This window comes from Microvirga sp. P4_G7 (assembly GCF_056401005.1).
Genome location: NZ_JBFUKD010000099.1, coordinates 1 through 8,499, shown reverse-complemented (window position 1 = coordinate 8,499; position 8,499 = coordinate 1). Strand labels below are relative to the sequence as shown.

General features: G+C 63.0%; 7 protein-coding genes and 1 pseudogene. 3 read left to right on the top strand and 5 right to left on the bottom strand.

Going from position 1 to position 8,499, the window contains the following annotated elements; genetic code table 11:
* The 3 genes from AC1DT3_RS06975 to AC1DT3_RS06965 form a co-directional block, all read right to left on the bottom strand.
* A partial coding sequence (locus AC1DT3_RS06975; protein ID WP_477464526.1) for a TolB family protein occupies positions 1-1,293 on the bottom strand: 1,293 nt, incomplete at its 3' end.
* A gap of 274 nt (positions 1,294-1,567) precedes the next feature.
* Positions 1,568-2,704, bottom strand: coding sequence for a 2OG-Fe(II) oxygenase (locus tag AC1DT3_RS06970; RefSeq protein WP_477464525.1), 1,137 nt, complete (start codon positions 2,702-2,704; stop codon positions 1,568-1,570).
* An 85-nt stretch (positions 2,705-2,789) separates the two neighbouring features.
* Positions 2,790-3,692: a DMT family transporter gene (locus AC1DT3_RS06965; protein WP_477464527.1), complete on the bottom strand. Its 903-nt coding sequence runs from the start codon at positions 3,690-3,692 to the stop codon at positions 2,790-2,792.
* Between the two features lie 205 nt (positions 3,693-3,897).
* Here AC1DT3_RS06965 and AC1DT3_RS06960 point away from each other — a divergent pair, with 205 nt between their 5' ends.
* The 3 genes from AC1DT3_RS06960 to AC1DT3_RS06950 all read left to right on the top strand — a co-directional run bounded on the left by AC1DT3_RS06960 (position 3,898) and on the right by AC1DT3_RS06950 (position 7,541).
* On the top strand, positions 3,898-5,346 hold the full coding sequence (locus AC1DT3_RS06960) for a D-alanyl-D-alanine carboxypeptidase family protein (RefSeq protein WP_477464524.1): 1,449 nt from the start codon (positions 3,898-3,900) through the stop codon (positions 5,344-5,346).
* A 131-nt stretch (positions 5,347-5,477) separates the two neighbouring features.
* Entirely contained in the window at positions 5,478-6,377 is a 900-nt protein-coding gene (locus AC1DT3_RS06955; protein WP_477464523.1) for a DMT family transporter, read from the top strand.
* A 21-nt stretch (positions 6,378-6,398) separates the two neighbouring features.
* On the top strand, positions 6,399-7,541 hold the full coding sequence (locus AC1DT3_RS06950) for a CobW family GTP-binding protein (RefSeq protein WP_477464522.1): 1,143 nt from the start codon (positions 6,399-6,401) through the stop codon (positions 7,539-7,541).
* Positions 7,542-7,545: 4 nt separating this feature from the next.
* On the opposite strand, the gene AC1DT3_RS06945 is transcribed toward AC1DT3_RS06950, so the two are convergent.
* Entirely contained in the window at positions 7,546-8,313 is a 768-nt protein-coding gene (locus AC1DT3_RS06945; protein ID WP_477464521.1) for an ABC transporter permease, read from the bottom strand.
* A 5-nt stretch (positions 8,314-8,318) separates the two neighbouring features.
* Positions 8,319-8,499 (bottom strand): annotated as a pseudogene (locus AC1DT3_RS06940) (ABC transporter ATP-binding protein); the annotation flags it as partial.

Below are 8,499 nucleotides of genomic sequence, written 5' to 3'. Positions count from 1 at the left end.
GCCGCTCGTCCCGTCGCCCCACGCCACCTCGACCTTCGCGGCCGCCCCGACGCCGAGCTTCGCGTCCACACAGCGCCCCTCGGCAATGGCTTGGCGATTGAGGGCGTAAGCCGTGTCGACCTTGTAGATGTCGGAACGGTTGTTGGTGTCGTCGGCAGTCAGGCGGGCATAGGTCTCGAAGACCACGGAGCGACCGTCAGGTGTGATCTGGGGGCTGAAGCTGTCCTCCGGCAGAGTGCTGCCAGTCGAGAGGCGAGTGAACGCGCCGCTCGTAAGGTCTTTCAGATAGATGTCGAAAGAATCATCGGTGTCGTCGGCGGTCAGGCGGCCATCGCTCGCAAACACCAAGGAGCGCCCGTCCGGCGTGATCTGAGGGACATAACTGTTGCCGGGTTGGGCTCCGCCGGCGGAGAGGAGGGTGAAGGCGCCGGTCGCGAGGTCCTTCAGGTAAACGTCGTGAAGGTCATTGGTATCGTCGGCGGTCAGGCGGGTCTCGCTTGTGAAAACCACATGACGCCCGTCCGGCGTGATCTGGGGATTGAAGCTATTGCTGGCCGGGGTGACGCCGGCGGAGAGGCGGCTCAGCGCGCCCGTCGTTAGATCCTTGAGGTAGATGTCGGAGCGATCGTCAGTATCGCCGGGGGTCAGACCGGCGTAGCTTCTGAACACCACGAAGCGACCGTCCGGCGTGATCTGGGGGTCGTGGCTGTTCCCGGCCGGGGTGCCGGCGGCGGAGACACGGGTCAGCGCGCCGGTCGTGAGGTCTTTCAGATAGATGTCGGAGACATCGTCGGTGTCATCGGGGGCCAGACCGGCAGAACTTTTGAACACCACGAAACGTCCGTCAGGCGTGATCTGGGCACTGTAGCTGTCGCCGGGGAGGTTGCCACCGGCGGAGACACGGGTGAGCGCGCCGCTCGCAAGGTCCTTCAGGTAAACGTCGAGTAGATTATTAGTATCGTCCGCGGTCAGGCTAGCGGAGCTAGAGAACACTGCATAACGTCTGTCCGGAGTGATTTGAACACCGCCGCTGCCGCTGCCGCCGGCCTGGGGGCCGTCGACTGAGAGCCGCGTGAATGCGCCGGTCGCGAGGTCTCGTAGATAGGCGTCATACCGATTGTCGTTGTCATCCGGCGTCAGGCGAGCCTTGCTTTCGAACACCACAGAACGGCCATCGGGCGTGATCCGAGATCCGAAACTATCGCCGCTTTGAGTACCGTCGGCGGAGATCCTGGTCGTGATGTCGCCGGTGCCGACGCGGTGGAAGGAGTGCAGGGTCAAGGTCAGGGGCATCACGATCTCATTTATAACGATATATCATATCGTAACAWGATCGTTCCTCCGCTGCCAACAGGACGCCGTGTGCATCATCGAAAACGCCAGAGTGTCGGCGTCCCGACACGCTGGGCGGCGCGACAATGCCTCTGCGATGGTCGGCCAGGGGCCGACCTACAGTTCCTTTCGTCCTATCGAGGAGAAAGCCCTCGCCTACCGGCGAAGCGAAGCCTCAGGCGCAGATCATCGATCGCTTGGATCGACCCCTGAGAAAGCTGAATCGCGCGGCCGTTCAAGCCTGATAGGCGGCGACGCCCTCGCCGAGATGGGCGTTGTTCTGCTCGCGGATCCGCGCGGCTTCGTCGTCGTAGAGAAACGGAAGAAACGCGAATCGACGACCCGCCGTCACCTTCGAGACGGCGTGCAACAGCGAGCAGGAGAACACCACCGCTCCGCCGGGCGGCGCCTTGAAACCACGCGGTCCGAATTCCGGAAAGCTGACCTCGCCGCCCTCGAACTCGGCATTGAGATTGATCGACACCGCATAGCGGCGGTGCGCGGTGCCCTTCGTGGTGTTGTCGCGATGGGCGCGGAAATGACCGCCGTCCTCAGCGGCGTAGCAGGAGACGATGTAGCGCTCCATCCGCGTCGGCGTGAAACAATGAATGCGCTGAATCTCCGGATTGATCCGACGCATGACGCGCCGTTGAACCTGTTGGATCAACGCCGAATCCTCGATCGTGAAATCCTTGCGCCGTTTGTGACTGGCGTCATGAACCGCAACGGTCTTCCCGTCGACTTCACGCATATAGCCCGATTCTTCGCCGCCATGTTCCTCGTAGAGGCCGATCAGATGCTTGCAGAAGCCAGGCTCGAAGACGTCGGGAATGACCAGGACCGGCGCCTGGATCTCGAACCCGGCGAAACGATCGACGGGCGGCAGGTTGCGAAGGTAGGCCATGACCTGATCGCGATCGCCTCCGTCTTCCTGGAAAGGAAACACGGCGCGGACACGCAAGGTCGGATTGAGCACGAGCCAGAAGCGTCGAAACGGCAGACCGGACGGGCCTGATGGAGCGTCCCCCGGCAAGGCTCCATAGAGCCTCGATGCCGAGCCGTCGTAGTCCCGGAAATGGCGGATCCCGGGAAACAGATCTTTGGCTCGACCTTCCTTCTCGTCGGAAGGATCAACACTGACGCCGAAGAAGGCGATCTTTTCGTCGTCGAAAAGGCCGCGGTCGGCGTCCTGGACGGCGTTCAGCGTAGCCGCTCCGGGCGCGTCCGATGCAGTGCCGTAGAAACACAGGACGACGTAGCGACCCGCCGCCATGTCGAAATGGTATGTCGGATTGCCGGCGCAGGCCTGCGTGAACCACGGCGCCGGGTCTCCCACTTGAACAGACCGATAGGAATGTTTGACGTCCGACATGGCAAGTTCCGCATGTTTCGTTAGATTATTGCATATCTTCTAACCGGGAACGCGGCCAACCCGCAAGCCACATCAATCGACCAGCTCAAGTCTGTCCCGCGAGGAGAAGACCCACTCCGGCGACGATGAGAACCATTCCGATGATTTCGCGCCGCGACGTGCGCTGCGACAGGAAGCGGTGCGAGACGGCTTGCGCCATGAGGATTTCGACGAGAGCAAGCGTGCGGACATTCGCGGCCGTCGTCAGGGAGAAGCCGAGAAACCAGAACTGAGACGCAAACGCGCCGAGAAAGCCGGCCCCAAGGGAAGTGCGCCACACGCCAAAGCTCGCCACCAGCGCCCTGCGATCGAAAAGGCCGAGCCAGACCAGGAGAATCGCGGTCTGCACCGCCAAGCTCCAAGCCAAGGTGGTGGTCGCACGCATGAGAAAAGAACCTTCATCGAGCGTCAGGATCGCACCGCGAAAGCCGATTGCGGCGAGGGCAAAGAATGCTCCCGAGCCCATCCCCGCCACCACGGGACGGATTCCGGCGCTGAAGAGATGCGTCCCCGGCTTGACCGACATCAGCACGACTCCCGCGGTCGCGATCAGGATCGCGAGACCGATCAGGGGAGTCAGATGGTCGCCTAGAATAATCAATCCGAAGAGGGCCACCTGAACCGGCTCGGTCTTCGTGTAGGCGGTCACGACCGAAAAGGAGCGCTCCCGCATGGCCCACAGCATCAGCGCAGTCGCCAAAATCTGGACACCCGCTCCGCCGGCCACGTAGGCCAGAAAGGCGCCGCTCGGCTGCGGAATGCTCTCACCAGTCACGAGACGCACCAGAAGAAGGCCCGCAAGCGCAAAAGGCAGCCCGTAGAGAAAACGGACCTGGGTCGCGCCCACCGTGCCTATCATTTCGGTGAGTTTGCGCTGCGTCGCGTTGCGGCCAGTCTGTGCGGCCGAGGCCACGAGGGTGATGGGAACCCAGAGAAACGACATCAACATGAAAAGGATCTCAACCCGGCGGCGCGTGCCATTCTCTTGTTCGTGCCATTCTCTTGCCATGGAATCCCTTAGAAAGGGTGCACGCACAAGTCCGTGGTCGGTCGCACGCTAGCCAAACCCCGTCTCTGTCGTTAAAAATAGACCCGCTCGCCGAGCGGGGGCGTTTGAACCTTCCGCTGACTATTCAGGTATGGAGTCGTTCCGCATGGGTATGAGTCGAGCCCTTCGTTTGACAGCCCTCGCCGTTGTCGCGCTCGCCAATGGATCGGCTTTCGCCGGCAGTCCATCCCTCGTGGTCGAGCTGGAAACGGGCCGGGTGCTCCATGCCGACCGCGCCACCGACCCGTGGTATCCCGCTTCCATCACCAAGTTGATGACGGTCTACGTGGCCCTCGATCTCGTTCAATCGGGCCAAGTCCGGATGGATCAGCTTCTCACCGTCTCGGAAGCCGCCGCCGCGTTGCCGCCGTCAAAAATGGCATTCCGGCCCGGAACCGAGATCCGCCTCGACAACGCGCTCAAGATCATCATGGTCAAGTCGGCGAACGACGTCGCCGCGACGATCGCCGAGAATCTGGGCGGATCCATCGAGGGCTTCGCCGCCCTGATGAACGCCAAGGCCCGCTGGCTCGGAATGCAGGAGAGCCATTTCGCCAACCCGCACGGCTTGCCCGACGAGCGCAACCAGACTTCGGCCCGCGACATGGCGGTGCTGGCCCGTGCGCTGCTGACGCAGTTCCCCGACTACCAGGACCTTTTCGATATCGGCGCCATCCAGTTCGGCCGCCGCATCATGCGCAACACCAACGGTCTGATCGGTCGCTATCCGGGTGCGGACGGCATGAAGACCGGCTTTATCTGCTCGGCCGGCTTCAATGTCGTGGCGAGCGCCACACGCAACGGACGTCATCTGATCACCGTCGTTCTCGGCGCCCCCTCGGCGAACGAGCGGACGATGAAAGCGGCCGAGCTGTTCGATCTCGGCTTCAACAGCCCCACCAGCAATTCCAACTATTCTCTCCAGGGCCTGCCCGCTTCCAGCATCCAGAGCCCGCCGGACATGCGCCCCGTGATCTGCGACCGGAAGGGGCCGATGCCGAAGGAAGAGGACCAGACCACCGTCGCCTCCGAATCCGATATCACGACCCCCAATCTTCTCGCGTCCTCGAACGTCTTCGCGTTTGCCGGTGGCAGTCAGCCGATGCGCACGACGCTCGGTCCGCGCTCCGCCGTCGACCCGGTCCAGGTCTGGGTCGGTCTCAATCCGCCGAGCCAGGCCGAACTCGCAGCGCAGGCCGCCGCCGAGGAGGCCGCCGCCAAGGCCCAACAAGCCAAGAAGCAGCAGAAGAAAAAAGTCCGCACGGCAGACGACAAGGCCAAGGACGCGACCAAGGACGACAACGGCACCAACGACGCTGCCGTGGCATCGGACGAGAACGACGGCGCCAAGGTCGTGCCCAAGAAGGACGGCAAGCGCGCTTCGGTTTCGCTGAAGCCGGTGAACGATCCGGGCAGGGCGACTGCGAAGGGCACTGCCAAGACGGGCGCCAACGCCGAGCTTTCGACCGATCCGAAGGCGAAGCCGCAGAAATCCGACGCGGCTCCGGCGAAGGCCAAGCCGACGGCGAACAAGCCGGCCGCGAACAAGAACTGAGACGCCGAGGGTCTTCCTGGAATCGCTGATCTCTCCTTGCCGAGCGTGGTCGCTCCTGCCGCGGTGTCCGTGCGGGTCTTGCAATCCGACGTGATCCGCGCGAACGGTGTCGCCCCGCCGGAAGCGCCGCGATGCCCAAATCCACGTCCCCTGCCGATGGTCTCGTTCTTGCCTTAGCGTCAGCTGGGCTCTACGGGCTCAATATCGTCTACGCCCGCGTCGCCTCCCTCGCCKGGATCAACGGGCCGACGATCGTAGTCTACCGCGTGCTGCTGATGCTCGGCCTGACGATCGCGGCAGTGCTGTTTCTCCGCCGCTCACTCGTCGCCGCACGGGAGGAATGGCGAACCCTTCTCGTGCTCGGCATCGCCACGGCCTTCGTCGGCCTCTGTTACATCTCCTCCGTCGCCTTCATTCCGGTGACCTTGGCGACGGTGATCTTCTACGCCTACCCGACCCTGATCGTCCTCGCGAGTCCCTTCGTCGACGGCACGCGCCTGACACCCTCGCTCATCGGCGTCGTCGTGCTCTCGCTCATCGGCGTGGTGTTGGTCGTCGGGCCGGTCTTCGAGGATCTCGACTGGCGCGGACTAGCGCTTGCGGCCGGAGCCGGAATTGCCACGGCGACGCAGTTCTTCGCGGCAGCCCGCTGCCCGAAGACCGAAACGGTCGCGAAGGTCTTCTGGGTGCACCTCATCGTCCTGCCGACAGTTCTGCTCATCGGCGCGGTGACGGGACTGTTGGAATCGCCGACGATCCTCGCCATCGCACCCTTTGCCGTGGTCATGACGATCGGCGGCTACCTGATCGGCTTTCTCTGTCAAGTACTGGCGCTCGCCCGCATTTCCGCCGCCGCGGCGGGAATTGCCTATTGCATCGAACCGGTGGTGTCGGCTCTCGCCTCTGTCGCGGTTCTGGGGGAGACGTTGTCTGCGATCCAGGTCGTCGGCATCGCTCTTGTGCTCGGGGCCATCATCGCCAATGTCTATCTGGAGCGGACCCGGTCCGCGCCTCTCGTCCCCACGGATTAAACTGACCCACGGATTGAACTCATGTCCGACCGGCCCGCTGGCCCTTTGCCACCCCTCCCCCTGACGATCCTGACGGGCTTTCTCGGTGCAGGTAAGACGACGCTGCTGAACCGCATGGTGCAGGATCCCGCACTGAGAGACACGGTCGTGATCATCAACGAGTTCGGCGAAATCGGCCTCGATCACCTGCTCGTCGAGACCGTCGACGACGACATGATTCTCCTCGCCGCCGGTTGCCTTTGCTGCACCGTGCGCGGTGATCTGATCGCCACATTGGAAGACCTGCTGCGCAAGCGCGACAACGGTCGCATCGCTCCGTTCCGCCGCGTGATCATCGAGACCACGGGCCTCGCCGACCCGGCGCCGATCCTCCATGCTGTGCTCTATCATCCCTATCTGTCGATGCGGTATGCCCTCGAGGGCGTGGTGACGGTGATCGACGCCGTCAACGGCTCGGCGACGCTCGACCGACATCGCGAAGCTCTCAAGCAAGCTGCGATCGCCGAACGGATCGTCCTGGCAAAAACGGATCTCGTGGAGGACACGCCGGCGCTCGACGACCTGCGCGAGCGCCTGCACGCTCTCAATCCCGGCGCGCGCATTTTGTCTGCAGATGCTCCAGTCGAGGCCATCGTCACGGGCGGGCTCTTCACGCTCGACGGCAAGATCGCCGACGTGCGCGAATGGCTGAAGGCGGAGGAGGTGGAAAAGGCCGAGCGGGAGAGTCACGCACATCAGCATGACCACCATCATCAGGAGCATGGGCATGGCCACCATCACCACGATGTGAACCGTCACGACACACGCATTCGTGCGTATTGCATGACGAGCGACGAGCCAATCCGGCAGGCCTCGCTCGACATGTTCCTCGACCTATTGCGCTCGTCGCAGGGAGCCAAGCTTCTGAGAGTGAAAGGACTGGTGGCGCTTGCCGAGGACCCTGATCACCCCGTGGTCATTCACGGCGTCCAGCACGTCGTGCATGTTCCGGCGATCCTTCCGAACTGGCCGAGTGACGACCACCGCAGCCGCATCGTCTTCATCGTCGATGATCTCGATCGCAGCGCCATCGAGACTCTCTGGAACGCCTTTCTCCACAAACCCAGCATCGATCAACCCGATGCGGCTGCGCTGTCGGACAACCCGCTCTCGTTAAGGCGATGATGTTTCAGGTCGCCATCTGTGAGCGCTGAGCCCAGCCGGTCATGGAGCGTTCGACGGAAGCCGTCACCGCATACATGGCGACGCCGAGCACCGCCAGTACGACGAGCGCCGCCCACACGAGCGGCACTTCGAAAGCCGCCGACGCGCGTGTCAGAAGATTGCCGATACCGACATTCGATGCATTTTGCTCTCCGATCACGGAACCGACATAGGCCAACGTGATCGCCACTTTCAGCGAGCCGAAGAAATACGGCATGGCCCGCGGCAAGCCGACTTTCAGGATGATATCGCGCTTGGAGGCACCGAGCGCGCGCAGAACGTCCTCCATCTCGGGTTCGACGGTGGAGATGCCCGTCGCTACGTTCACGACGATGGGAAAGAAAGAAATCAAAAAAGCCGTCATGACCGGCGGGACCCAACCGACGCCGAACCAGAACACCAGGATCGGCACCACCGCGACTTTCGGCACCGAGTTGAACCCGACGAGCAGCGGATAGGTGCCCGCATTGATGAGGCGCGAGGCGCCGAGTGCCATGCCGAGCCCGAGGCCGAACACGACGGCGAGCGAAAAGCCGGCCAGCGTCATCCACAGCGTGTGCATCGCGTGGAAAGCGAGTTGCGAACGGTACTCCCAGATCGCCGCGAGTATCGTCGAGGGCGCGGGAAGGATGAAGCTCGATATCGCGAAGGCACGGCAGGCGATCTCCCACAGTGCGAAAAAACCGATCGTAAAGATCCACGGCGCCAGGGCAAGGTGATGGTTCTTGTTCATGCTCATCAGCTCGCCGTGCGAGCGTGGGCGATGTGGCCGCGCAACTCTTGAACCACAGCGCTGAAGGCCGGTGTATATGTGATGTCGATGTCGCGCGGGCGTGCGAAATCCACATGTCGCTCGGCCACGATCCGCCCCGGCCGCGCGCTCATGCAATAGATTCGATCCGCCAGGAAGGCCGCTTCG

Bases quoted from the DNA above. Each gene is read 5' to 3' on its own strand.
- AC1DT3_RS06970 (WP_477464525.1), bottom strand. From the start codon at position 2,704: ATGTCGGACGTCAAACATTCCTATCGGTCTGTTCAAGTGGGAGACCCG.
- AC1DT3_RS06965 (WP_477464527.1), bottom strand. From the start codon at position 3,692: ATGTTGATGTCGTTTCTCTGGGTTCCCATCACCCTCGTGGCCTCGGCC.
- AC1DT3_RS06960 (WP_477464524.1), top strand. From the start codon at position 3,898: ATGGGTATGAGTCGAGCCCTTCGTTTGACAGCCCTCGCCGTTGTCGCG.
- AC1DT3_RS06950 (WP_477464522.1), top strand. From the start codon at position 6,399: ATGTCCGACCGGCCCGCTGGCCCTTTGCCACCCCTCCCCCTGACGATC.
- AC1DT3_RS06945 (WP_477464521.1), bottom strand. From the start codon at position 8,313: ATGAACAAGAACCATCACCTTGCCCTGGCGCCGTGGATCTTTACGATC.